25 protein-coding genes are annotated in these 25,891 nt (G+C 50.4%); 2 read left to right on the plus strand and 23 right to left on the minus strand.

From position 1 onward, the window contains the following. Positions 1-4: 4 nt before the first annotated feature. The 9 genes from pcrA to ADA01nite_RS15380 form a co-directional block, all read right to left on the minus strand. Positions 5-2,260: a DNA helicase PcrA gene (gene pcrA, locus ADA01nite_RS15340; RefSeq protein ID WP_146811154.1), complete on the minus strand. Its 2,256-nt coding sequence runs from the start codon at positions 2,258-2,260 to the stop codon at positions 5-7. A gap of 97 nt (positions 2,261-2,357) precedes the next feature. Further along, the gene (pcrB, locus tag ADA01nite_RS15345) at positions 2,358-3,050 is read right to left on the minus strand and encodes a heptaprenylglyceryl phosphate synthase (RefSeq protein WP_146811175.1); all 693 of its coding nucleotides are present in this window, start codon (positions 3,048-3,050) and stop codon (positions 2,358-2,360) included. Between the two features lie 93 nt (positions 3,051-3,143). Further along, positions 3,144-3,446 carry a YerC/YecD family TrpR-related protein gene (locus tag ADA01nite_RS15350; protein WP_146811155.1) on the minus strand — a complete coding sequence of 101 codons (303 nt, stop codon included), beginning with the start codon at positions 3,444-3,446 and terminating at the stop codon, positions 3,144-3,146. A 145-nt stretch (positions 3,447-3,591) separates the two neighbouring features. Then, positions 3,592-4,626 (minus strand): DUF3048 domain-containing protein, encoded by a 1,035-nt coding sequence (locus ADA01nite_RS15355; RefSeq protein WP_146811156.1) that lies wholly within the window; start codon positions 4,624-4,626, stop codon positions 3,592-3,594. A 148-nt stretch (positions 4,627-4,774) separates the two neighbouring features. After that, positions 4,775-5,482 (minus strand): ABC transporter ATP-binding protein, encoded by a 708-nt coding sequence (locus ADA01nite_RS15360; RefSeq protein ID WP_146811157.1) that lies wholly within the window; start codon positions 5,480-5,482, stop codon positions 4,775-4,777. Beyond that, positions 5,482-6,258 (minus strand): ABC transporter ATP-binding protein, encoded by a 777-nt coding sequence (locus ADA01nite_RS15365; RefSeq protein ID WP_146811158.1) that lies wholly within the window; start codon positions 6,256-6,258, stop codon positions 5,482-5,484. The genes ADA01nite_RS15360 and ADA01nite_RS15365 overlap by 1 nt, the downstream gene beginning before the upstream one ends. Beyond that, positions 6,236-7,210 carry a branched-chain amino acid ABC transporter permease gene (locus tag ADA01nite_RS15370; RefSeq protein ID WP_146811159.1) on the minus strand — a complete coding sequence of 325 codons (975 nt, stop codon included), beginning with the start codon at positions 7,208-7,210 and terminating at the stop codon, positions 6,236-6,238. The genes ADA01nite_RS15365 and ADA01nite_RS15370 overlap by 23 nt, the downstream gene beginning before the upstream one ends. Before the next feature lie 12 nt (positions 7,211-7,222). Then, positions 7,223-8,101 carry a branched-chain amino acid ABC transporter permease gene (locus ADA01nite_RS15375; RefSeq protein ID WP_146811160.1) on the minus strand — a complete coding sequence of 293 codons (879 nt, stop codon included), beginning with the start codon at positions 8,099-8,101 and terminating at the stop codon, positions 7,223-7,225. 106 nt (positions 8,102-8,207) lie between these two features. After that, entirely contained in the window at positions 8,208-9,407 is a 1,200-nt protein-coding gene (locus tag ADA01nite_RS15380; RefSeq protein WP_146811161.1) for an ABC transporter substrate-binding protein, read from the minus strand. Positions 9,408-9,806: 399 nt separating this feature from the next. Here ADA01nite_RS15380 and ADA01nite_RS15385 point away from each other — a divergent pair, with 399 nt between their 5' ends. Beyond that, positions 9,807-10,064: a YgaP family membrane protein gene (locus tag ADA01nite_RS15385; protein WP_146811162.1), complete on the plus strand. Its 258-nt coding sequence runs from the start codon at positions 9,807-9,809 to the stop codon at positions 10,062-10,064. Positions 10,065-10,098: 34 nt separating this feature from the next. Further along, on the plus strand, positions 10,099-10,230 hold the full coding sequence (locus ADA01nite_RS22865) for an EYxxD motif small membrane protein (RefSeq protein WP_281286022.1): 132 nt from the start codon (positions 10,099-10,101) through the stop codon (positions 10,228-10,230). 18 nt (positions 10,231-10,248) lie between these two features. On the opposite strand, the gene purD is transcribed toward ADA01nite_RS22865, so the two are convergent. The 14 genes from purD to ADA01nite_RS15465 all read right to left on the minus strand — a co-directional run. Continuing rightward, positions 10,249-11,532 carry a phosphoribosylamine--glycine ligase gene (purD, locus tag ADA01nite_RS15390; protein WP_146811163.1) on the minus strand — a complete coding sequence of 428 codons (1,284 nt, stop codon included), beginning with the start codon at positions 11,530-11,532 and terminating at the stop codon, positions 10,249-10,251. Between the two features lie 19 nt (positions 11,533-11,551). Continuing rightward, complete coding sequence (gene purH, locus ADA01nite_RS15395) at positions 11,552-13,102, minus strand: bifunctional phosphoribosylaminoimidazolecarboxamide formyltransferase/IMP cyclohydrolase (protein WP_146811164.1); 1,551 nt, start codon at positions 13,100-13,102, stop codon at positions 11,552-11,554. Beyond that, entirely contained in the window at positions 13,099-13,740 is a 642-nt protein-coding gene (purN, locus tag ADA01nite_RS15400) for a phosphoribosylglycinamide formyltransferase (protein ID WP_146811165.1), read from the minus strand. The genes purH and purN overlap by 4 nt, the downstream gene beginning before the upstream one ends. Continuing rightward, complete coding sequence (purM, locus tag ADA01nite_RS15405) at positions 13,737-14,780, minus strand: phosphoribosylformylglycinamidine cyclo-ligase (protein ID WP_146811166.1); 1,044 nt, start codon at positions 14,778-14,780, stop codon at positions 13,737-13,739. Before purM ends, purN begins: the two co-directional genes overlap by 4 nt. An 11-nt stretch (positions 14,781-14,791) precedes the next feature. Then, complete coding sequence (gene purF, locus ADA01nite_RS15410) at positions 14,792-16,207, minus strand: amidophosphoribosyltransferase (RefSeq protein ID WP_146811176.1); 1,416 nt, start codon at positions 16,205-16,207, stop codon at positions 14,792-14,794. Next, entirely contained in the window at positions 16,207-18,426 is a 2,220-nt protein-coding gene (gene purL, locus ADA01nite_RS15415; RefSeq protein WP_281286024.1) for a phosphoribosylformylglycinamidine synthase subunit PurL, read from the minus strand. The genes purF and purL overlap by 1 nt, the downstream gene beginning before the upstream one ends. Then, positions 18,416-19,108 (minus strand): phosphoribosylformylglycinamidine synthase subunit PurQ, encoded by a 693-nt coding sequence (gene purQ, locus ADA01nite_RS15420; protein ID WP_146811168.1) that lies wholly within the window; start codon positions 19,106-19,108, stop codon positions 18,416-18,418. Before purQ ends, purL begins: the two co-directional genes overlap by 11 nt. Before the next feature lie 3 nt (positions 19,109-19,111). Beyond that, on the minus strand, positions 19,112-19,360 hold the full coding sequence (gene purS, locus ADA01nite_RS15425; RefSeq protein ID WP_146811169.1) for a phosphoribosylformylglycinamidine synthase subunit PurS: 249 nt from the start codon (positions 19,358-19,360) through the stop codon (positions 19,112-19,114). After that, entirely contained in the window at positions 19,353-20,072 is a 720-nt protein-coding gene (gene purC, locus ADA01nite_RS15430; protein ID WP_146811170.1) for a phosphoribosylaminoimidazolesuccinocarboxamide synthase, read from the minus strand. The genes purS and purC overlap by 8 nt, the downstream gene beginning before the upstream one ends. Positions 20,073-20,192: 120 nt before the next feature. After that, positions 20,193-21,488, minus strand: a complete 1,296-nt coding sequence (gene purB, locus ADA01nite_RS15435; RefSeq protein ID WP_146811171.1) for an adenylosuccinate lyase — start codon at positions 21,486-21,488, stop codon at positions 20,193-20,195. A 21-nt stretch (positions 21,489-21,509) separates the two neighbouring features. Next, positions 21,510-22,646, minus strand: coding sequence for a 5-(carboxyamino)imidazole ribonucleotide synthase (purK, locus tag ADA01nite_RS15440; protein ID WP_146811172.1), 1,137 nt, complete (start codon positions 22,644-22,646; stop codon positions 21,510-21,512). After that, positions 22,643-23,131, minus strand: coding sequence for a 5-(carboxyamino)imidazole ribonucleotide mutase (purE, locus tag ADA01nite_RS15445; protein ID WP_146811173.1), 489 nt, complete (start codon positions 23,129-23,131; stop codon positions 22,643-22,645). Before purE ends, purK begins: the two co-directional genes overlap by 4 nt. A gap of 996 nt (positions 23,132-24,127) precedes the next feature. Next, a complete protein-coding gene (locus tag ADA01nite_RS15460) occupies positions 24,128-25,252 on the minus strand; it encodes a response regulator (protein WP_218029572.1) in 1,125 nt (374 codons plus the stop codon). Positions 25,253-25,285: 33 nt separating this feature from the next. After that, positions 25,286-25,891 (minus strand): sensor histidine kinase (locus ADA01nite_RS15465; protein ID WP_246147365.1); only part of this gene is annotated, 606 nt, incomplete at its 5' end.

A 25,891-nucleotide genomic window follows, 5' to 3' on the forward strand; every position in this document is an offset into this window, starting at 1 on the left:
TGCTTTATAATTTTTTGATTGGAGCAAATTTAGCCAGGAGCTTTTTCAGACCCGTAGGGTTCGGGAAGGCGATAGTCAGCTCTAAATCCTGGCCGCTTCCTTTTATCGACACCACTGTGCCGATACCCCACTTGCCGTGCTCCGCTTTATCGCCTGCTTTCCAATCAAGCGCCTCCGCGCCGCCTTCTGCCTTTACAGCCGAAGCGCCGCCCATCGTTTGCGTGCTGCGCATCGGGACAACGCCGGCACGCTGCTGCGGCTGTGCTGCTCGGCTGTCCACGCGCCCGTTGCGAGCCGCAAGCCGCTGCTGTACTATGCCTTCCGGCTGAATTAGATGTTCCGGAATCTCCTCGATAAAGCGGGACGGTGCGTTCATCTTCGTCTGTCCGTATAAGGTTCGCATCAGCGCCCGTGTCAGGAATAGCTCTTCCTCAGCACGTGTAATGCCTACGTAGGCAAGACGTCGTTCCTCTTCCATCTCCACTTCTTCGAGAAGCGCCCGGGAATGCGGGAAGATTCCTTCTTCCATTCCTACCAGAAACACCACCGGGAATTCCAGCCCTTTGGCACTGTGCAATGTCATCATGACAACCGCATTTCCCCGGTCCTCTTCCGTCTCGTCCAGCTTGTCGATGTCCGCCACCAGCGCAAGATCGGTTAGAAATGCTACCAGTGTCTTGTCCTCGTTCGTGCGCTCGAACTCCATGGTAACAGACAGAAATTCTTCGATATTCTCGATGCGGCTGCGCGCTTCCAGCGTTCCTTCCCGGCGCAGCTCTTCGCGGTATTCCGTACGCGTAAGCACCTCTTCCGCAAGCTCCGTCACACCCAGATATTCCTGCATGCCCTCCAATTCGGTAATTAGATGGGCAAATTTCACTACAGCGTCGCTAAGCCGTGCACTTAGGCCAATTTGGTCCACTTCTTGAATCGCCTTATACATGGAGATGCCCTGCCGGGCCGCATACGCCGCAATTTTCTCCACCGTACCCGCGCCAATGCCTCGCTTCGGCACATTAATAATCCGCGTCAAGCTCAAGTCATCGTCCGGATTGGAGATGAGCCGCAGATATGCCAGCATGTCCTTAATTTCTTTGCGGTCATAGAACTTTGTTCCGCCGACGATATTATACGGAATGCCCGATTTAACGAACACTTCCTCGATCACACGGGACTGCGCATTCGTACGGTACAGAATGGCGACATCACGGTATTCGCGGCCGCGGTCTACCGCTTTCTGTATCTCGTCGACGATATAGTACGCTTCCGAGTGCTCGCTGTCGGCCGTGTAGTAGCGAATCATGGCACCTTCGTCATTTTCCGTCCACAAATTTTTCGGCTTGCGTCCTATGTTGTTGCTGATGACCTTATTGGCCGCTTCGAGAATTCTCTTGGTAGAGCGGTAGTTCTGTTCCAACAGAATGGTCCGCGCGTTCGGATAGTCTTTCTCGAAATTCAAAATGTTGGTAATGTCCGCACCACGCCAACGGTAGATCGACTGGTCGGAGTCACCGACCACACAAATATTTTTATAGCCCGCCGCAAGCATCTTTACAAGCATATACTGGGCACGGTTTGTATCCTGGTACTCGTCAACATGTACATACCGGAATTTCTTCTGATAGAATTCGAGTACTTCCGGTACTTCTTCAAATAACTGAATCGTCTTCATAATCAAATCATCAAAATCCAGCGAGTTGTTGCTTTTCAGCTTTTTCTGGTACAGGCTGTAAACCTGCTGGGCGATTTGTTCGACCGGGCCTGCCACCATGCCGCCGTACTGTTCCGGCGTTTTCAACTCGTTTTTCGCGCTGCTGATGAGTCCAAGCACGGCACGCGGATCGTATTTCTTCGGGTCGATATTCATCTCCTTCTGACATTGCTTGATAACGGATACCTGGTCGCTCGAATCCAGAATCGTGAAATTGCGATTATAGCCGATTCGATCGATGTCACGCCGCAAAATACGCACACACATGGAGTGAAACGTCGAAATCCAGATGTCTTCGGCGTCCGGTCCCGCAATTGCCGAAATCCGATCTTTCATCTCGCGCGCAGCTTTGTTCGTAAAAGTAATCGCCAGAATGCTCCATGGCGCCACGTTTTTTTCTCTCAATAAATACGCGATGCGCTGGGTCAGCACACGCGTCTTTCCGCTTCCTGCACCGGCCAGGAGCAAGAGCGGTCCGTCCGTCGCAAGCACGGCTTCTCTCTGCTGCGGATTCAGTCCCTGCAGAGCATCTTCACTATTTATAAACAAGGCGGATAACTCCTTTCCATGCAAACGTTACCCTGTCATTATAGCAAACATTCATTCCTCTTTGTCCGGCGATTTCCCTGTGAATTAAAAGGCTTCGTCATTTTTTCGTAGACTTGACCGCATCTACTGTGGCCAGCGCCTGCGCCAGCTCTTCGTATACGACATTGCCAACTACCACGGTATCTGCCCAGCGCGCTATTTCAACCGCCTGTTCCCGGTTGCGAATGCCGCCTCCGTAAAAGATCCGGCTGTTATGCACTACTTTTCCCGCCGCCTGTACGAGCTTCGGATCACCGTATGTGCCGCTGTATTCGATATAAAAAATCGGCAGCTTCAGCATTTGGTCCGCAAGGCGTGCGTAAGCCTTTATCTCCTCTTCGCTGACGGGAGTCCGGCTCTCTGTCAGCCGCCCTACAGCCGAATCCCCGTTGCCGACCACATATCCTTCGACAAACACTTCATCCCATTTAATAAATGGACCGTACTCTTCCAACCCTTTTACATGTGCATTGAAAATCCAGTCGGGATTTTGCGCATTCAATACGAGCGGAATAAAATAGGCGTCAAAACCCGGTACGATAGCATCCACGTTTGAAATCTCCAATACACAGGGGACGGCGTACCTGCGGACCCGGCTCAGCAAATCAATCGTATTGTCAAACGTAATGTTGGTTGTACCTCCGACGATAATGGCGTCTGTTCCAGATTCACATACTGCTTCCAACGCTGCGTCTTCTATCGCTTTATCCGGATCCAGCTTAAAGACGTGCCGCCATTTTTCCATGTCCATTTCCAACTTCATAACCTCCTGCTTCTAGCTTTTACCGAAAAATAAAACACCTGTCTTCCAGTCTTGCCTGAAAAACAGGTGCCTATCTCTCTCTTATGCTTTTTTCTTACCGCTTAACCTGTCCAGCGCGGCCATGTATCCGCCGTTGCCGTAGTTCAGGCAGCGCTTCACGCGCGAGATGGTCGCCGTGCTGGCGCCGGTTTCCTCTTCGATCTGGCTGTATGTCTGCTTGTCACGCAGCATGCGCGCCACTTCCAGGCGCTGTGCCATCGATTTCATCTCATTGACCGTACACAGGTCATCAAAGAATAAATAGCAATCTTCTATCGATTCCAATAAGAGAATCGCTTCGAATAGCTGTTCGAGCTCTTTGCCTTTAATCTTATCTAATTGCACCGACTTTCCCTCCGTTCCCGGCACACTTACTCTTTAAGCAAGTACTGCTTTACATTGCTTAAGAAGTAAAGCATAGGCTATTTTTATAATATGAAATTTACCGCGGTTTGACAAGGAAAACGTTTTTCGATAAGGCAAGCATTTACTATTCAAACGTGAGATGATCCGCAAGTGTAGGGGTTGTCGGCACGACGTTTACCCAGGTTGTTCCCGGATACAGCGGCATCTCTACGCCGTTCTGATAAGCGCGGATGGCTCCGTCTTTTCGTTCCCACGTAATCTTAAGGGCTTGTCCGCGCTGAAACAGATAGCCTTCGCCCGGCCCCATTGTATCGATTTCCAAGCGACCTTCGCTATCAAGCGTGCGATGCTGCGACGCGATAACCAGCACATTGGTCGCTGTCAGCTGTTTGCCGGTTTCTTTATCCATATGGGGTTTGCCTGCAGTAAAGCGCTTGTACTGCTTCGTATCCGGGTCATACTCATACCCGGCCGTGTTCCGCTTTGAATATTGAATCTTTATTTTTGTTCCCGGCTCCCCCTGTACACTATCGCTTTCTTTCCTGAATCGGAACACCGGCACCTCTCCGCCCAGCCTATATCCTTTTTCTTCCGCGCCTTTGCGCAGCTTTTCAATACTTGTATACAAATTATGGGGTGCTTTGCGTGATTTATCACGCCAGTATGCTTTCGGATATGCGTAAATCTCGTCCATATCCGCATACCCCCCGTCTCGAATGATGCTTAGCGCCGCGACACTGCCCCCGGCATGCGAAAGAATAGCATCAAAACCCTGACCGATTTCGATATTATAAGGACGAATGCTGCGTACGGGTCCGACCACTTCAGGAGACTTGCTCTGATAAAATGCCATAAAGCGCGTAATCAATCCTTCTTCAAGCATTTCATATACAACGTCTGCCTGATCCAGTCCGGACTGGGGCCTTGCTTTAGAGTGATTGTTAATCATCACCATCACCACCCGGTCCGTAATTTCAGCATCCACAGGCAGTCCGGTCAGCGGCGCGACAATCACCGGAGCCTGATTCTGCGTTTTCTGTACCGGCGCAGCCTCCTGCACCGGCTTAGCCGCCGAATCTACCGCTTGCTTGCCGCATCCTGCGCTCGTTACGGCGAGTGCCGTCATAAGCAGAAGTGCGGCTGTTTTCTTGTATGCCATGCTTCTCCCTCTTTCTTGTAATCTTGTATTTCACAATGCATAAGAAAAACTCGCGGGCGTTGCCGGTCTTTCCCTAAAAAAACCGTCTTCCTACTTATTATGTCGGAAGACGGCCCGGTATAATCTATGATTTTGGAAAAAAAGAAGATTAATGACCACCTAGATAGGCCATTCTTACCTGATCGCTTGCGTTTAGCTCGTCGGCTGTTCCGGAAAGGACGACACGCCCGGTTTCGATAACATAAGCCCGGTCAGCGATGGATAAAGCCATGTTGGCGTTTTGCTCAACGAGCAAAATCGTTGTGCCCGTTTCATTAATCTCTTCGATAATACGGAAGATCGTTTTAACAAGCAGCGGAGACAACCCCATCGAAGGTTCATCCAGCAGCAACAGCCTGGGCCGTGCCATCAGCGCCCTTCCCATCGCCAGCATTTGCTGCTCCCCGCCGGACAATGTACCCGAAAGCTGTTTGCGGCGCTCCAACAGACGCGGGAACAGCTCGTATACCTTCTCAAAATCCTGGCGGATACCGTCTTTGTCATTACGAAGAAATGCACCTAGCTCCAAGTTTTCTTCCACCGTCATATTTGCGAATACGCGGCGACCTTCCGGCACATGAGAGATTCCCTGTTTTACAATCGTCTGCGCCGGTTTGCCTGCAATCGATTGATTCAGATACATGATTTCCCCTTGCTTCGGTTTCAGAAGGCCGGAAATCGCTTTGAGGAGCGTACTTTTTCCGGCGCCGTTCGCCCCGATGAGCGTTACGATTTCGCCCTGATTAATCTCAAGCGAGACACCTTTCAGCGCCTGGATGTTACCGTAATATACATTGATTTCGTCTACTTTTAGCATCAAGAAACCTCCTCGCCGAGATACGCTTCGATAACCTTCGGATTGTTTCGGATCTCCTCCGGCGAGCCTTGTGCGATTAATTGTCCGTGATCGAGCACGTAGATTCGCTCGCATACCCCCATGACCAGCGGCATATCATGCTCGATCAGCAGAATGGTCAGATGAAACTCTTTGCGAATAAATGCGATCAATTCCATAAGCTCCCGCGTTTCCTGCGGATTCATCCCCGCCGCCGGCTCGTCCAGCAGCAGAAGCTTTGGATGCGCCGCCAATGCACGGGCAATCTCAAGCCGGCGCTGCTGACCGTACGGCAGGTTCTTGGCCATTTCATATCTTAGACCATCCAGCTTAAAGATTTTAAGAAATTCGATTGCCTTTTCTTCCATTTCTTTCTCGCCCGAGAAATGGGACGGCAGGCGGAGAATAGAGCTTAAAATCGAATGCCTGGCCAGCGAATGGTACGCGACCTTTACATTATCAAGCACGGACAATTCGCCGAACAGCCGGATGTTCTGAAAAGTTCGGCTGATGCCTTTTCGGGTAATCTGGTAAGGAGCGAGTCCGTTCAGTCTCTCTCCGTTCAGCATAATCTGGCCTTCCGTCGGCACATACACCCCGGTAAGCAGATTAAAAAACGTAGTCTTGCCCGCCCCGTTCGGGCCGATCAGGCCTACGAGCTCTCCTTGATGCAATTCAGCATTAACGCCGGAGACGGCTTTCAATCCCCCGAATTGAATGCCGACATTGTCTACTTTAAGCAGCGGTGTGTTTGCCATCCGACTCTCCTCCTTCAATGCCCTGACGTTTCTTCGTAAAGAACTGGGTAATCTCTTTCGTACCCATCAACCCCTTCGGACGGTATATCATCATGACTACAAGCACAAGGCTGTAAATGATCATCCGTGTTTCCGGATAATCCTGAAGGAAGGCGGAGACAATCGTTAGAAGTATCGCGGCGATGACTGCGCCCGACATACTTCCCAGACCGCCCAATACAACGAAGATTAGAATGTCAAACGACTTCAGAAAACCGAAGTTGGTCGGCTGGATAATGTAGAAGTTATGTGCGTATAGGCCGCCCGCTATTCCTGCGAAGAACGATCCGATTACAAACGCGGCTACTTTGTAATACGTCGTGTTAATCCCCATCGCATCGGCAGCAATCTCATTCTCACGAATGGAGATGCAGGCCCGGCCATGGGTGGAATTTGTAAAGTTTACGATAACAATAATCGTCACCAGCAAGCAGGCAAATACCCATGTCCAATCTGTCAGGTGGGATACCTGCATGCCGCTTGCACCGCCGACATAGTCAACATTCAGCAGAAAAATCCGTACAATTTCCCCGAATCCGAGCGTGGCAATCGCCAGGTAGTCACCTTTTAAGCGAAGGCTCGGAATCCCGATAATCAGCCCTGCCACTGCAGCGGCAAGCCCGCCCACCAGTAGAGCGACGCCAAACGGCATCTGCAACTTCATCGTAAAAATAGCGGATGCATACGCTCCGACCGCAAGAAATCCGGCGTGTCCGATTGAGAATTGACCTGTAATCCCGATAATCAAATGCAGGCTTACCGCCAGAATAATGTTAATCGCCATGAAAAAGAGCGTATTAATATAGAATGAATTCAATATTTCTCCTGAAATTAGCACCTGTCCCACCACATATACGGCAAGCGCCAAGACAATAGAGAGCCAGAATCCCTTCTTCCGGTTGATATTCGCCATCGCTTTGCCTCCCTATACTTTCTCCCGTACGTTTTTACCAAAAAGCCCGGACGGTCTGAAGATTAAGATAAGAATGAGAACGACGAACGCAACCCCGTCGCGCCATAGAGAGTAGCCCACCGCACTGACAAGGGACTCGATTACGCCAAGCAGCAGACCGCCTACCATCGCGCCCGGAATAATACCGATACCGCCCAGCACTGCCGCGACAAATGCTTTCAGACCTGGAATAATGCCCATCAGCGGTTCAATTTTTATATAGTAAAGCCCAAAGATAACACCTGCTGCACCCGCCAGGGCTGAACCGATGGCGAACGTGGCAGAGATGGTATTGTCAACATTAATGCCCATCAAACGAGCCGCTTCCGCATCGTATGAAACCGCCCTCATCGCTTTTCCGATTTTTGTCTTATGAACGATAAACTGCAGAAGAACCATCAAAACAACGGATGTACCAAGAATAAATAAAGACTGGCTGCTTATCGTAGCCCCAAAAATATGAAAACTAGTGGACGGTAACACATCACCCGGATACGCTTCCGGCTGCGCGCCACGCACATAGATTGTTCCATATTCAATAAATAAAGAAACCCCGATCGCCGTAATCAATGCTGCAATACGCGTTGCATTGCGCAGCGGCTTATACGCAATCCGCTCAATCAACACCCCGAAAACCGAGCACACTGCCATCGCGAGCAACAGCGCCGGGAAAAAGCTCATGCCCAACCCTGTAATTGCATAAAATCCGACAAACGCGCCCACCATGAATACGTCACCATGAGCAAAGTTAATAAGCTTAATAATGCCGTATACCATCGTATAGCCCAGCGCGATTAGCGCATAAATGCTTCCCAGCGAAATTCCGTTTATCAGTTGTTGTACAAATTCCATGTATGCACTCCCCTTGAGCCGCACTTTCGTGCAATAATGCGTTAATGTATGGTATAAATTCCGAATGGGGGGACCCCTCCCCCCATTCGGCCGCGGTGTTACCCGCTTATGGATTTACTTTTGTCTTGAATTCTTGCTTGCCCTCTTTGTATTCCAAGATAACAGCGGATTTAATCGGGTCGTGCTGCTCATTGATAGTCAGCTTGCCGGATACAAGCTGCAGGTCTTTCGTTTGTGCCATTGCATCTTTGATCTTCGCCGGGTCAGCATCGCCTGCACGCTTGATGGCATCAGCCAGGAAGTACGCGGAGTCGTAGCCAAGTGCGTTGAACGCGTCCGGAGATTTGCCGTTGTATTTCGCTTTGAACGCGTCTACGAATTTCTTTACAGCCGGATCACTGTCGCCAGAAGAATAGTGGTTTGTAATAAACGTATTGTTCAGAGCCTTAGCGCCAGCGATTTCTACAAGCTTAGGAGAATCCCAGCCGTCGCCGCCCATAAATGGAACGTTAAGGCCAAGTTCACGTGCCTGCTTCAGAATCAGACCTACTTCTTCATAGTAGCCCGGTAAGAAAACAAATTCCGGATTTGCGGACTTAATGCGTGTAAGCGTTGCGCGGAAGTCTGTGTCTTTCGCTACATATGCTTCTTTTGCCACTACTTTGCCGCCGGCTTTTACAAACGCTTCTTCAAACGATGCTGCCAGGCCCTTCGCATAGTCGCTGGAGCTATCGATGAAGATAGCGGCGCTCTTTACTTTCAGATCATTGGTTGCAAAGTTTGCCGCTACCGTGCCCTGGAACGGATCGATAAAGCAAGTGCGGAATACATAATCGTTTACTTTACCATCTTTGTTTGTGATGGTCGGGTTTGTACCCGTTGGCGTCAGAAGAACAATTTTGTTATCCTGTGCTACTTGCACCTGTGCCAATGTGTTCGTACTTGTTGCTGCACCGATAATGGCAACTACTTTGTCCTGGCTGGCTAACTTAATGGCACCGCTTGTCGCTTCCGCCGCTTCAGACTTGTTGTCTACTTTTACAAGCTCAAGTTTCTTACCGTTGATGCCCTCTTTGTTAATCTCTTCAATCGCCAGTTCAAGACCTTCGACGGCGGATTGTCCGTATGAAGCTACCCCGCCTGACATCTCGAGGTTGGCACCGATTTTAATTGTTTCGCCGGATGCGCTCTGGCCGCTGCCGCCCGAAGCCGCTGAATTTGTGTCTTTCGCTCCGCCGCAGCCCATCATTATTCCAGCGGATAGCATGAGAGATAGGAGAATGCCTGTCATTTTTCTCTTCTTCATTATGTAACCCCCATTTTTAAATAAAATAAAATCCTCTTTCCCCAACGATCGTTTATCTTATTTCTAAACGAATCCCCCCTATGTATTCCTTCTGAATTACTTGATGAATAAAACTGTTTCTAATAAAATAAGTATTCTGAAAATATTCTACCTTATTCTTTTGCTTTCGTCTAGTAATATAGGATTTTGTTTTTAAAAAAAATATAACTTTTTGCATAAGTAAAAATTAACCTTTATTACACTTAATAAAGAGCTGAAAATTCGATCAATTTTGCCGTGCCAAGTGTTTGATTGGTTAGCTATTTTCCAGTGAAAAGCTGATACTCTGATGCATATTCTTCTTCTCTTTCCACATGATAAAAGCGAGATATGCAGGCTTTCTGTAAAGGAGGAAGTACAATGAGGAAAAATGTAGGACTCAGTGATGCACTCATTCGTATCACGCTTGGACTTGCCGGACTTTCGTACAGCACGGCCAAAATGGTGCGCTGCCCGCATCGGACATCCCCTATGATTATCGCCATACTGAGCGCAATGAAGGTTGCAGAAGGAATTATCCGTTTCTGTCCGATGCTTACGATGCTGGGCGTTAGTACCGCCAACAATAGAGATAAGCGGCCATACCGTATCTCCAGCTATCCGCGCCGCTGCAGGTAACGAAGAAGAATGCTACGTAAAGGAGGAAGGGACGATGGATCGACTTATGTGGGAAGTCGTCAGTGACAATCTGTATGTAATTCTTACTGTAGTGGCCTCCATTATTATCGTTGCTTACATATGGAGCAGATATAATAGCAAACCACGCGGCCGGTACAAATCATAAGGCCGCGTGGCTTTCTTTTTACTTTATGTTTTTTTCTGCCTGGCGCAGCGCCTTCGCTCCGATATCGGTACGATAATGCGCGCCTTCGAAAGAAATTCGTCCGACCGTCTCATATGCTTTGCGCTGGGCTTCACGCAAATCATCTCCTAACGCTGTTACACCCAGTACGCGGCCGCCACTGGTAACGATGCGGCCCCCCTCTTCTGCTGTACCCGCATGGAATACGAGCGTATCCGCCGTATTTGCCGGCAATCCCGTAATCTCTCTTCCTTTCGGATACGAGCCGGGATAGCCTTCAGACGCCATAATGACGCAGACGGCTGCCTCCTGTTTCCATTCTACGCGGCACTCCGCCAATCTTCCTTCCACGGCCGCGAGAAAAATATCCGCCAAATCGCTTGCCAGGCGCGGCAATATAACCTGGGTTTCCGGATCGCCGAAGCGAGCGTTATATTCGATAACTTTCGGTCCTTTATCCGTAATCATCAAGCCTGTGTACAAAATGCCCCGGAAGGGCCGACCTTCCGCTACCATAGCTTTAGCAGTCGGCATCACAATCGTGCGTATAGCCTCCTGTACAATGGAGTTGTCCATATGCGGTACCGGCGAATACGTACCCATGCCACCCGTATTCGGTCCTTTGTCGTCATTAAACACCGGCTTATGATCTTGCGAAGGCACCATCGGAATCACCGTCTCGCCATCCACAAAGGACAACAGCGTCATTTCCTCACCTGCCAGATACTCTTCGATAACGACACGGGAGCCAGCACCGGCAAACACATCGTCTACCATCATCGAACGAAGCGCCTGTTCAGCCTCTTCCGGTGTGAACGCTACGGTTACCCCTTTGCCGGCGGCCAGCCCGTCCGCTTTAATCACAATAGGTGCTCCCTGCTCGCGCACATATGCCAGCGCCGCTTCATATTCGGTGAATGAACGATAGGCACCGGTCGGAATCCTGTATTTTTTCATCAAGTCTTTCGCGAACGTCTTGCTGCCTTCAAGTAAAGCTGCTTCTTTTTTCGGCCCGAAGATTTTGAGCCCTTGCTCTTCAAAGAAATCGACAATGCCACCAAGCAGCGGATCTTCCGGCCCTACGACTGTTAGCTCAATCTTTTCTTTTTTCACAAATTCCGCAAGGGCGGCAAAGTCATTGACACCAATCGAGATGCATTCCGCCATTTGCGCGATACCGGCGTTTCCCGGCGCGCAGTAGACACGGGATACATTCGGACTCTGGACAAGCTTCCAGACGAGGGCATGCTCACGGCCGCCGCCGCCGACAACGAGTACTTTCATGGTTTTCCCTCTCCTTATCCTAGTGTTTGAAATGGCGCACTTTCGTAAATACCATAGCGATACCATGTTCATTTGCCGCTTTAATCGAGTCTTCGTCACGGATCGATCCGCCCGGTTGAATAATTGCGGTAATACCCGCTTTCGCTGCTTCTTCCACCGTATCCGGCATCGGGAAAAATGCATCGGATGCCAGCACGCTGCGGAACGATTTCTCACCCGCCTGCTCGATAGCAATACGCGCTGCCCCCACGCGGTTCATCTGTCCGGCTCCTACACCGATGGTCATGTTGTCTTTTGCAAGTACAATTGCATTGGATTTTACATGTTTTACGACTTTCCAGGCGAATAACAGTTGCTGAATTTCTTCCCGAGTCGGCCTGCGCTCGGTCACTACTTCCAGGTCCGCTTCAGTGATTTGCTTCACGTCCTCTTCCTGTACGAGCATTCCACCTTCTACGCTGGTGATTTTCCAATCCGCTTTTTCTTTTGCAGCAAGGTCCCCAAGCTCAAGCAGACGCAGGTTTTTCTTCTCCTTTAAAACTTCCAGCGCTTCTTCCGTAAAGGAAGGAGCCATAATAATTTCGAGGAAGATTTCTTTCAGCAGCAGTGCGGTTTCTTTATCAATCGGGCGATTGGCCGCGATAATGCCGCCAAAGATGGAGACCGGGTCGGATTCATACGCCTTCCGGTACGCCTGAAGAATCGTAGCGCCTATCCCTACTCCGCATGGATTGGTATGTTTTACTGCAACGATAGCCGGCTCGTTGAATTCTTTGACAATGGCAAGCGCCGCATTGGCATCGTTAATGTTGTTATAAGATAGTTCTTTACCATGCAGCTGCTTGGCTGTCGCAACGTTGCCCTGACCCGCCAGCGGTTCGCGGTAAAAAGCGGCTCCCTGATGCGGATTTTCTCCATAACGTAGGTCTTGCACCTTTTCGTATGTTACGGTGTATGTCTCCGGCATTTGTTCGCCGACCTGTTCAGTTAAATATTGGGAGATGAGCGCATCGTATGCAGCGGTATGGCGGAATACCTTCGCCGCCAGCCTGCGCTTCGTCTCATCGGTAACGCTTCCGCCCTCTCTAATTTCTTCAAGCACGCTACCGTAATCAGCTGCATCGACAACAACGGTAACATACTTGTGGTTTTTCGCCGCTGAACGAAGCATGGTCGGTCCGCCAATGTCAATGTTTTCAATCGCTTCGGCAAACGGTACATTCGGCTTGCTGATCGTAGCTTTGAAAGGGTACAGATTGACCACGACGAGGTCAATCGGCGTGATGTTGTGTTCCGCGATTTGCTGGCGGTGTTTCTCGTCATCGCGTACCGCGAGCAGGCCGCCGTGAATGTGGGGATCGAGCGTTTTTAGACGTCCGTCAAGAATTTCTGGAAAACCGGTGACTTCTGAAATGCCGATAACATTTACACCTTCTTTTTGCAACAGGGTTGCCGTTCCGCCGGTAGAAATAATCTCAACGCCCAGTTCTGTTAACTGCTTGGCGAATTCTACAATACCTGTCTTGTCTGACACGCTAATTAATGCTCGTTTTACTTGTACTTGACTCACAGTTTCTCCACTCCTCCACTGTATTCGAAATCTTCATCTGTTATTTGCACCCGCCGGCCATGCAGCCTTACTTTACTGTTAACAAGCAGTTGTATCACTCGCGGAAGCAATCGATGTTCTTCCCGGTGGATGCGAGCCGCCAGAGAAGTCTCGTCATCATTGCCGTATACGGGAATAGGGTACTGGGCGATGATCGGTCCTGTATCCATGCCCTCGTCTACAAAATGAACCGTAATCCCGGTAATCTTTACTCCGTAGCGGAATGCCTGGCCAATCGCGTCCTTGCCTGGAAACGCCGGCAAAAGCGACGGGTGCAGGTTAATAATACGTCCCCCGTACGCTTTAAGGAGCGTATCGCCGACAAGACGCATATAACCGGCCAGAACGATTAATTCGATTCCAAGCGCTTCAAGCCGATTAAGAATTTCGCGTTCAAAGCTGGGTTTATCCGGATAGTCCTGCGCCCGAAAAACAAACGCGGGCACCTGGTACTGCGCGGCCCGCTCCAGTACGTAAGCCCCCGGTTTGTCACAGACAAGCAACTTTACTTCCGCTCCTTCGAGCACCTGATTTTCAATAGCTTCCATAATGGCAGCGAAATTTGACCCGCTGCCCGAAGCAAATACGGCGATCTTCATTCCCAGCTCCCCCCGCCAAATCGTACGCCACGGTCTCCCTGCACAATTCGGCCAATGACCTGCGCCTGCTCTCCTGCTTTCTTAAGCACACGAAGCGCCTCATCCGCCTCGCTCTCCTTGACAATTGCAACCATACCGATGCCCATGTTAAATGTACGGAACATGTCCTGCTTAGAGACCTGTCCTTTTTCTTCTATCAGACTAAATACCGGAGGAATGGACCATGTTCCGTATTCGATATACGCGGTCGTGCCTTCCGGAAGAATCCGCGGAATATTATCGTAAAAACCGCCGCCCGTAATGTGTACAAAGCCGTTTACTTTTACTTTCTCCATTAAGGCCAGGCAGGATTTCACGTAGATGCGGGTCGGCGTTAGAAGTACCTCTCCCAGCTTGCCGTCCAATTCAGCTACTTCCTCATTCAGCGACAATCCCGCATCATCGAGCAGCACCTTGCGCACCAGCGAAAACCCGTTGCTGTGTACCCCGCTTGATGCCATACCGATAATAACGTCTCCCGGCGCAATGCTTTTACCGTCAATCACTTGGTCGGCATCCACTACTCCGACGCTAAACCCGGCGATATCGTATTCCGATTCATCATACATGCCCGGCATTTCCGCCGTCTCTCCGCCGATGAGGGCGCAGCCGGATTGTTCGCAGCCGTCGGCGATGCCCTTAACAATCGCTTCGATTCGCTCGGGAACAACCTTGCCGCAGGCCAGATAATCGAGGAAGAACAGAGGTTCCGCACCCTGCACGACGATGTCGTTAACACACATGGCGACAGCGTCAATGCCAATTGTATCGTGTTTGTCCATCGCAAATGCCAGCTTCAATTTTGTGCCCACACCGTCCGTACCGGAGACGAGTACCGGCTTTTTATATTTATTTATATCAAGTCCGAACAGCGCACCAAAACCGCCAAGGTCTGTCAGAACTTCCGGGCGGAATGTGCGCTTGACGTGTTTTTTCATTCTCTCGACTGCTTCATTGCCGGCATCGATGTCTACTCCTGCCTGCTTATAAGCCTCGCTCATGCCATCTCCCCCTATTTCTCCACGCAATTCTTCGTATCTTCGTAGATTTCCGTCGGATAACAGCCTGTGAAACAGGCCAGACAATGCCCGCGGTTCGGCGCCATGTCATTTCTTCCGATCGCGTCAATCAAGCCTTTTTCCGACAGGAAAACCAGCGAATCTGCGCCAATGTACTCCCGGATTTGTTCGATGGATTTCTTGCTGGCAATTAATTCCTCGCGGCTTGACGTATCAATGCCATAGAAACAGGGGTTTTTGACCGGAGGGGAGCTGATGCGCACATGCACTTCCTTCGCCCCCGCTTCCCGCAGCATCCGCACGATTCTCCCGCTTGTCGTCCCGCGCACGATGGAGTCATCGATCATGACGACACGTTTGCCTTCGACGACTTTGCGCACCGCGCTGAGCTTCATGCGTACGCCGCGTGCTCTCATCTCCTGATTGGGTTGAATAAACGTCCGGCCCACGTACCGGTTCTTAATTAAACCCAGCTCATAAGGAAGGCCTGCCGCTTCTGCATAGCCAATGGCGGCGGAGATGCTTGAGTCCGGAACCCCCGTTACAACGTCCGCTTCCACCGCGGATTCTCTATACAGCTGACGTCCTAATTCTTTACGCGCCAGATGGACGTTAATGCCATCGATATCGCTATCCGGGCGGGCAAAATAAATGTATTCAAACGAACAAATCGCACGCTGCGTCTGGCCGGCGAACCGTTCGGAACGCAGCCCCTTCTCGTCAATGACAATCATCTCGCCAGGCTCTACGTCGCGAATGTATTCCGCACCGACCGTCTCAAAAGCGCATGTCTCGGATGCGACGACATATCCTTTCTCCATGCGGCCGAGCACCAGCGGACGCAAACCGTTCGGATCGAGCGCTACGATCATTTTATTTTCCGTCATCACCAGCAGGGCATATGCGCCTTTAATCATGCGCAGCGATTCGCGTACCGCCTGTTCGATTTCATAGCCAGAACGCGCGATGAGATGCGCAATCACCTCGGTGTCGCTCGTCGTCTGGAAAATAGAGCCCTGACGTTCAAGCTGATGACGAATTTGATTCGCATTCACCAGGTTGCCGTTATGGGCCAGCGCCAGGCTGCCCCCCGTGTACTTAAAAACAAGCGGTTGAGCATTTTCTAATTTGCTTTCGCCCGCCGTCGTATACCGAACGTGGCCAATGGCCATCCGTCCATGAATTCCGCTTAATTGATTATCGCTGAACGCTTCCGTAACCAATCCCATTCCGCGATGGTAAGAAAACTTCTCTCCGTCGGAAGCGCAGATGCCTGCACTCTCCTGCCCCCGGTGCTGCAAAGCATGCAGTCCGTAATATGTCAATTGTGGCGCATCGGGGTGATTGAACACCCCGAATACGCCACACTCTTCATTCAATTTATCCCAGAGCTCATCATGCTCCATCATTACTGCATCAGACATGCAATCGCACCCTTCCAGGCCGCTTTCAAATCCGCAAGCGGCGTATTAATCAGCTCGCGTCCGTTGATTTTCACCTTAACGGTGTCGGTGCCTACCGTACCGATTTTTGCGCACGGCGTGCCATTTTCTGCCGCTATTTCGCATACCTTCTCCACATGTTCCGGTCTGACGCTGAGCAGGACGCGTGATTGCGATTCACTGAACAGCGCAATATCAGGCCGCAGTCCGATGTTCCAATCAACGACCGCCCCAAGGTTCTGCTCGGCCGACTCTACGAGCGCTGTCGCAAGTCCGCCTTCCGCAAGATCGTGTGCAGAGGCAACCAGTCCCTGCTGAATGGCACTGAGCACGGTTTGCTGCAGCTTTTTCTCCACTTCTAAATCAAGCACCGGCGGACGTCCGATTACCGATCCATTGATAAGCTTCTGGTATTCGCTACCGCCGAGTTCCGCTCTCGTTTCACCGAGCAGCAACAATACATCGCCCTCATTTTTAAATGCCTGGGTTGTAATGTGATCGATATCATGAACCAGACCGACCATACCCACTACCGGAGTCGGATAAACGGCTTCCCCGTTCGTTTCGTTATAAAGGCTCACATTACCGCCGATTACCGGCGTCTCTAACACACGGCATGCTTCGCTCATCCCATCGACCGCTTTCTCAAACTGCCAGAAGATTTCCGGCTTCTCCGGGTTACCGAAGTTCAGGCAATCGGTAACGCCGAGCGGCTCTGCACCGGAACATACGACATTGCGTGCCGCTTCTGCCACAGCGATCGCACCGCCTACTTCCGGATCGAGATATACATAGCGTCCGTTACAGTCAATGCTCATCGCAAGCGCCTTGCGCGTGCCGCGAATCGCAACGACCGCCGCATCGGAGCCCGGCACGACTGCCGTGCTGGTGCGCACCATGTAATCATATTGGTTATACACCCATTCTTTGCTTGCCACTGTCGGAGCGGACAGGATTTTTTTCAATGTCTCATTATAATCTGCCGGTTCCGGAATATTTAATGTATCTACATTAGCAAATTCCTTGTAATACGCCGGCTCTGCCGAAGGTTTGTAGTATACGGGTGCGTCATCCGCAAGGCTGCGTACCGGAACTTCCGCTACAACTTCGCCTTTTTGCACAAGGCGCAGCTTACCATCATCCGTTACACGTCCGACAATCGCGGAATGAAGGCCCCACTTGGCAAAAATTTGTTCTACTTCGGCTTCACGGCCTTTCTTCACAACAAGCAGCATTCGCTCCTGCGATTCGGAGAGCATCATTTCATACGGTGTCATGCCCTTCTCGCGCTGTGGAACAAGGTCAAGATTTATCTCGATGCCGTTGCCGGCTTTGCTTGCCATCTCGGCGCTTGAGCAAGTAAGACCTGCGGCGCCCATATCTTGAATTCCAACTACCGCATCTGTCTGCAGCAGCTCCAGGCAAGCTTCCAGAAGCAATTTCTCCATAAACGGATCGCCTACCTGCACCGCCGGGCGCTTTGCCTCTGATTCTTCACTCAGCTCTTCGGAAGCGAAAGTCGCGCCATGAATTCCGTCGCGTCCGGTTGCGGCCCCCACATACATCACCGGGTTGCCGATGCCTTCCGCCACACCCTTCTGAATCTGATCATGATCGATAAGACCGACACACATCGCGTTCACAAGCGGATTGCCTTCATAACAACCATCGAAAACGACTTCGCCGCCAACCGTCGGAATCCCCATGCAGTTGCCGTATCCAGCGATCCCCGCCACTACATTCTCAAATAAATATTTCGTGCGGGGCGTCTCCAGTTCGCCGAAGCGAAGAGAGTTGAGGAGCGCAATCGGGCGCGCACCCATGGAAAAAACATCGCGGATAATGCCGCCGACACCGGTCGCGGCTCCCTGATACGGCTCAATGGCAGACGGGTGATTATGGCTTTCCACTTTGAATACGACCGCTTGATTGTCACCAATATCGATAATACCGGCACCTTCGCCTGGTCCTTGCAGAACGCGCGGACCGGATGTCGGGAAGCGGCGCAAAACCGGCTTGGAGTTTTTATAGCTGCAATGCTCGGACCACATTACGCTGAACAGGCCCGTCTCCGTATAGTTTGGCTTTCTTCCAAGAATCTCAACGACCCTGGCATATTCTTCATCCGTTAAACCCATTTCACGGTAGATTTTCTGATCAGCGATTTGCTGCGGATTAGGCTCCATGTGTGACACCGTTTTTTTCCCTCCAGCTCTGTAAAATCGAAGTAAACATGCGTTTCCCATCCACCGAACCAAGCCACTCGTGCACGGCACGTTCCGGGTGCGGCATCATGCCCAGCACATTCCCTGCTTTATTTATAACACCGGCAATATGATCGACCGATCCGTTCGGATTCTCGCCTGCATAGCGGAATACGATCTGATTGTTTGCTTTCAGCTCATTTAACGTTTCTTCGTCGCAGTAATAGTTACCGTCGCCATGCGCGATCGGAATGCGAATAACTTCACCTGCTTCATACTGGGAAGTAAACGCGGTATTGTTGTTTTCTACACGCAGCTCTACCGTCTCGCAGCGGAACTTTAGTTTATCATTGCGGCGCAGTGCTCCTGGCAGCAGCCGCGCTTCCGTCAATACCTGGAAACCGTTGCATACGCCCATAATTAACTTGCCTTCGTCAGCCGCTTTTCGTACCGCCTCGAGGACAGGTGCCATCCCGGCCATCGCACCAGGACGCAGATAATCTCCATAAGAGAAGCCGCCCGGGAGGAGAATGCAATCGAATTCATCTAAATCTGTCCGGGTATACCATACATACTCGACCGGCTCTCCCAGACAGTCTTCAACAGCCTTGTACATATCGACATCACAGTTCGAACCGGGAAATACGAGGACTGCATATTTCATCGTTTACGCCTCCACCAATTCAAAACGATAGTCTTCGATAACCGTATTGGCGAGCAGCTTTTCGCACATTTCCGTCAAGCGCTCTTCTGCGGTCTCGCGGTTTGCGACATCAAGCTCTACTTCCATGTATTTACCGATGCGAACATCGTTCACTTCGTCAAATCCGAGGGAATGAAGCGAACCTTTTACGGCATTTCCCTGCGGATCAAGTACGGATTCTTTGAGTGTGACATATACAACGGCTTTAAACATGCGTTTCTCCTCCAATGCGTTTTAAGATTTCCTTATAAGCGTCTTCCACATTGCCCAGGTCGCGGCGGAACCGGTCTTTGTCCAGCTTCTCCATCGTATCGGCATCCCAGAAACGGCAGGTATCCGGAGAGATTTCATCCGCCAGAAGAATTTGACCGTCTTCTGTGCGCCCGAATTCCAATTTAAAGTCAACCAGAATGACATTGCGTTCTTTCATATACGGGACCAGCACGTCGTTAACTTTGAGCGCCATCTCTCGTAGCAATGCACGATCGTCGGCCGTAGCGATGCCTAACACATCAATATGAGAATCATTTACAAGCGGATCGCCGAGTGTATCATCTTTATAGTAGAATTCAACAACCGGATACGGAAGGGCTCTGCCCTCCTCCATACCGAGGCGCTTGGCGAGAGAGCCGGCCGCCACATTACGAACAACGACCTCTAACGGAATGATGGTAACCTGCTTAACCAGTTGTTCAGTAGCCGACAATTCTTCGATAAAATGATTATCAATGCCCTTCTCTTTCAGCATACGGAAAAAGATGGATGTAATCCGGTTGTTCAGCTCACCCTTGCCCATAATTTGCGCGCGCTTTTCTCCATTAAAAGCAGTAGCGTCATCTTTGTACTGCACCCAAAAGACGCCTGGCTTATTCGTACGGTAGATTCGTTTTGCTTTTCCTTCATACAACATCTCTAGCTTTTCCATCGTCTCTCTCCCTTCAAACTCCTCATTTCCCGGCAATTCCCATAATACTTCGAACTTTCTAGATAAAGTAAGGACGCATGGCGCCGTTTTTTTCGTACGCCACGGGTCCTGTATTATTTTTTATAATCCCAGACGTTCAAAGATTGTGTCGACATGCTTCAAGTGCCAGCTATAGTCGAAGCAGTCTTCAATCTCTTCTGCCGTCAGCATCGCTTTGACTTTCTCATCGGATTCGATAAGCTCACGGAACGGACGCTGTTCTTCCCAGGCCTGCATCGCGCGCGGCTGTACCGTATCGTATGCCTCTTCGCGGCTTAATCCTTTGTCAATCAACTTCAGCAACACACGCTGGGAATAAATCAGGCCGTATGTGCGCTCCATGTTGCGTTTCATGTTGTCCGGGAAGACCGTTAGATTTTTGACGATATTGCCGAAACGGTTCAGCATGTAGTTAATCAATTGCGTGGCATCCGGCAAAATCACGCGCTCCACCGAAGAATGGGAGATATCGCGCTCATGCCAGAGCGGCACATTTTCGTAGGCAGAAATCATATGTCCGCGGATAACACGGGCAAGCCCGGACATATTCTCGCTGCCAATCGGATTGCGTTTGTGCGGCATGGCAGACGACCCTTTCTGCCCTTTTGCGAATGCTTCTTCCACTTCGCGCGTTTCGCTCTTTTGCAGGCCGCGCACTTCCACCGCGAATTTATCGATAGAGGTTGCAATCAGTGCCAGTGTCGCCATGTATTCAGCATGACGGTCGCGCTGCAGTGTCTGCGTGGAAATCGGAGCCGGTTTCAATCCCAATTTTTTGCACACATACTCCTCCACGAACGGATCGATGTTGGCGTATGTCCCGACCGCTCCCGAAATCTTTCCATATGCAATCGTTTCTTTCGCGCGACGGAACCGCTCCAGATTCCGCTTCATTTCTTCGTACCAGAGCGCCATCTTCAAGCCGAATGTTGTCGGCTCGGCATGCACGCCATGCGTACGCCCCATCATCACCGTGTATTTGTGCTCCTGCGCCTTTTCCTTCAGAATGTCGACGAAACGAACCAAATCCTGCTCGATGATTTCATTTGCCTGCAGCAGCAAGTACGACAGCGCTGTATCCACTACATCCGTAGATGTCAGACCATAGTGAATCCATTTCTTCTCGTCACCTTCAATTGTTTCGGAGACGGCCCGCGTAAAAGCCACCACATCATGGCGCGTTTCCTGCTCGATTTCGTAGATGCGGTTTACGTCAAAGCTGGCGTTTTTCCAAAGCTTTTCTACATCTTCCTTCGGAATAACGCCAAGCTCGGCCCAGGCTTCACAGGCCAGAATCTCGACCTTCAACCAGGCCTTGAATTTGTTTTCCTCTGTCCAAATCGCCGCCATTTCCGGGCGGGTATAGCGTGGAATCATGTTACATATCCTCCCTTGGGGTTACTCCCAAATTTGTAATTGTTCGATACCCTGCAATGCGGCTTCGACCGATTCAGCCAGAACATTGATATGACCCATTTTCCGCTTCGGTTTACTGTCTTTCTTGCCATACAGATGAAGCTTGGCCGATCGGGGAAGCTTCTCTATTTTATCAAGAACAGGAGCAAGATGCTCTCCCAGAATGTTAACCATGACAACAGGAGACAGAAGCGCCGTATCGCCAAGCGGCAAATCACAAATCGCCCGAATGTGCTGCTCGAACTGCGAGGTTACACAGGCATCCATCGTATAGTGGCCCGAATTATGCGGCCTTGGCGCCAGTTCGTTGACCAGCACGCTTCCTTCTCCCGTTACGAACATCTCCACGGCGATAAGCCCAACTACTCCTAACTTCTCCGCAATCGTTACCGCCAATTCCTCCGCGCGCTCCGCCACGGCTTGCCCAATACGGGCGGGGACGATGGATACATGAAGAATGTTCTCCCGGTGTATGTTCTCGGCGACCGGGAAGGTCCGAATCTCGCCCGAGACGCTGCGTGCTGCAATGACCGATATTTCTTTAATAAAGGGAACGAACTGCTCGATAATAATGTCCGTACCCGCTTTTGCCAGTTCGCGGTATGCAGGCGCTGCCTCTTCCACTTTGCGAATAACGTACTGTCCCTTGCCGTCATATCCACCGGTTGCCGTTTTCATTACTGCCGGAAGACCTAATTCCAGCACCGCTGTTTCGGCGTCTGTTTCACTTTCAATAATACGGAACGCGGCGACCGGGATGCCGAACGAAGCCAGCGTCGATTTCTCCCGGATGCGGTTCTGCGTGATGCGAAGAAGTTCACTGCCCTGCGGCACATACGATTTCTCCTCCAACACCGCAGCGACATTCGCATCCACGTTTTCGAATTCATACGTAATGACATCGCTTTTTTGCGCCAACTCCAGCGCGCCGTTTACATCAGCATATCCTGTTACGATATGATTATCCGACACCTGAGCACAAGGGCAGTCTTCCGTCGGATCAAGGGTGGCGAAACGATAGCCGAGGGCCCGTCCGGCCAGCGCCATCATCCGGCCAAGCTGGCCTCCGCCCAATACCCCGATTGTCGCACCCGGTTTTATCACTCTTTTCTCACTCATGGCAACTGGCTTCCCTCCAACACATGCCGTTTGACTCTTTCCCGGCGTGCCGTAAACCGTTCCCGAATCTCCGGATACTTATTGCCCAGAATTTGTGCTGCCAGAAGCCCCGCATTTGTCGCCCCTGCTTTGCCGATCGCGACAGTGGCGACCGGCACACCGCCCGGCATCTGCACAATGGAGAGCAGGGAGTCCAATCCGTTCAACGCAGAGGATTTGACCGGTACACCGATGACCGGAAGCGCGGTCTTGGATGCCACCATGCCCGGCAGATGGGCCGCACCGCCCGCGCCTGCAATGATGACCTCCAGGCCGCGCTCTGCCGCCTGCTCCGCATAGTCAAACATCAAGTCGGGTGTCCTGTGTGCGGACACGACCTTTTTCTCGTACGGTACTTCTAACTCTTCCAGTACCGCGCACGCTTCCTTCATCGTGTCCCAATCCGAGGTGCTGCCCATAATAACGCCCACCAATGGCTGGTTCATGCAATATGCCTCCTTTTTCCATAGAAAACCACCATGGCCGATAGCCACAAGCCCTGCCATGAACATGAAGGGAGGAGCGGCTGCCTTGTTGTGGTACGAAGAAAACAGAGAAAAGAACGAAGATGCGATTTCAATGTAGAAAAAGGCAAACGTCTTTTTCTACCCCAGATCTTCTTTTCTCTTTTCTTCTTTTTTTCCTTATTTTCACAAAAAAAAGCCCGGACGGTAGATTTCCCCTTACACAGTGAGAAACCTACCGCCTGGGCTTTTATCCCTACGGTGTAGCATGCTATTGCACGCCTGAATCGCTCGGACCTAAAGCCTGTGTTACGACTCCGGAACCCTAGATTCACTTTCCACTCAATTCACCCTTAGTTTAGCAAGCCAAATGAAGTTCGTCAAGACAATTTCCGAACGTTTATATGTTTTATAAATATAACATTCGTTATTATAAACAAAGAAGCCACCTGTGCAGGCAGCTCCTTTTCGCTGTAAGCATTGATTAATCGCAAGCGCAAGCGATGATTACGAGCAGGATGAACAGCACCAAAATTACGCCTATCACATCATCTCCGTTGAAGAAACCCATACATTTCACCTCTTTCCGTTACTTGTGCCTATGCGGGTGTCTATTAATCGCAGGCACAAGCAATGATTACGAGCAGGATGAACAGCACCAAAATTATGCCAATTTCATCTCTGAATCCTCCGCAAGAACTCATTTTCTTCACCCTTTCCTTTTGTTCATTTGTATCGCAGTCTTCATCAATCACAGGAGCAAGCGATTACCACCAGCAGAATGAATAGTACGAGAATCACCCCAATGCTATCGCGGCCGCCAAAGCAACCCATACCGTCTCACTCCTTTCAGCCAGAACTTTGAATCACTTGACATGCTACATACTATGTCCCGGACGAGCAGGCGGTTTGGACGTTCGCCTATCTTTAAACAAAAAAAAGAGCCCGCTCGGACTCTGTTCCAGACTCATTGCACCGTCAGTCTTGATATTGTTTTTGGATTCGTACAATCTCGGAAAGATTGCCGAAAAAAAGCTCGACAATTTTAGGATCGAAATGCGTGCCGCTGCCCTGGCGGATAATCTCGTACGCTTTCTCATTTGGGTAAGGTTCCTTATACGGACGGCGGCTGGTTAATGCATCGAATACGTCCACTACGGCCACAATCCGGCCGCTCAGCGGAATTTCTTCACCGGAAAGTCCGTATGGATACCCGGATCCGTCATATTTCTCATGGTGGGACAGGGCAATTTCACTCGCCAGCTTAAGCAGCGTGGAATCCGATCCACTTAGTATCTTATAGCCGATCAGCGTGTGCTCTTTCATCTTTTCGAACTCTTCAGGTGTTAGCTTGCCCGGCTTCAGTAAGATTTGATCAGGCACGCCAATCTTTCCGATATCATGCATAGGACTTGCATGAATCATTAAGTTCACTTCATCTTCGCCCATGTCCATCGCGCGGGCCAATACGCCGCAGTAGTGGCTAATGCGCTGGATGTGAGCTGCCGTCTCCGGGTCTTTAAACTCCGCAGCTGACGACAGACGTTCCACGATTTCTCTGTGACTATCCTCCAGTTTATTGTTTAATAACCGAAGCGCCGCCAATGCCTCCTGCAGTTCGGCTGTCCGGCGCATTACTTCATTCTCCAGACGCTGCTTTGCCATGGCCAGCTGCTTGTAATAATGACGTGTCCGCAGAAGTGTATGTACCCTGGCATACAACTCGTATTTATCGATGGGTTTATTCAAAAAATCGTCGCTGCCTTCTTCCAGCGCTCTAATTTTGTCTTCTTTGCTGTCAAGCGCTGTCACCATAATGACCGGGATATAACGCTCTTTCAACGCTCTGATTTCCCGCAGCACTTCGTATCCGTTCATTCCCGGCATCATTACATCCAGCAAAATTAAATCGATATCTTCATTATTCAGGATCAGCAGGGCATCCCCCCCTGTGCAAGCGGAAAGCACGCGATAATTCTTTACCGTCAATAGCTGTTCCAGCACATCCAGATTGTACTCCTCGTCATCGACAATTAAAATATTGGACCGGCCAAGCGCCATTTTTTCTTTCTCAAGTTCGTTCGTAAGCGAAAAAAGGTTCATTGTTTCCGCCCCTTTCCCGTTTATTTCTTTCTATTATTTATGGAAAACATTTGCCAGTCGAACAGTAAAACACGAACCTTTTCCCTGCTCACTTTCTACGCTAATCGTTCCGTTCAAAAGCGAAACAAGACGAGCCGTAACGGAAAGCCCCAGTCCCGTTCCTTTGTATTTGCGCGCAAGCGAGCCATCAATTTGCTTAAACGGCTCAAAAATCATTGCATGATGCTCGGGGGAAATGCCAATTCCGGTATCCTCTACAGCTATCAAAATATCTGTTTCATCTCTGGTCAAACGTACTGTGACAAAGCCTTGTTCGGTAAATTTAATGGCATTGGATACTAAATTCATGACGATTTGCTTTAACTTCTGCTCATCGCTTTGAATCCAGATGTCCGTCTCTCCCTCTATCCGCAAAAGAATGGGCTTATCACCGCGTAAACTCTCCGCATTATGCATACAAAAACGCAGCAAAGACTGAATGTACACCGGTTCAATCACCAGCGCCATTCGGCCCGCTTCCATTTTTGATAAATCGAGAATGTCATTAATAACCGCCAGCAGATGCTTTCCGCTTTCCTTAATCCGCTTTATATTGTTGACCTGCTTCTCCGGTACGGACCCTTCCAATACATCTATTAC

Source organism: Aneurinibacillus danicus, assembly GCF_007991215.1.
GTDB lineage: Bacteria > Bacillota > Bacilli > Aneurinibacillales > Aneurinibacillaceae > Aneurinibacillus > Aneurinibacillus danicus.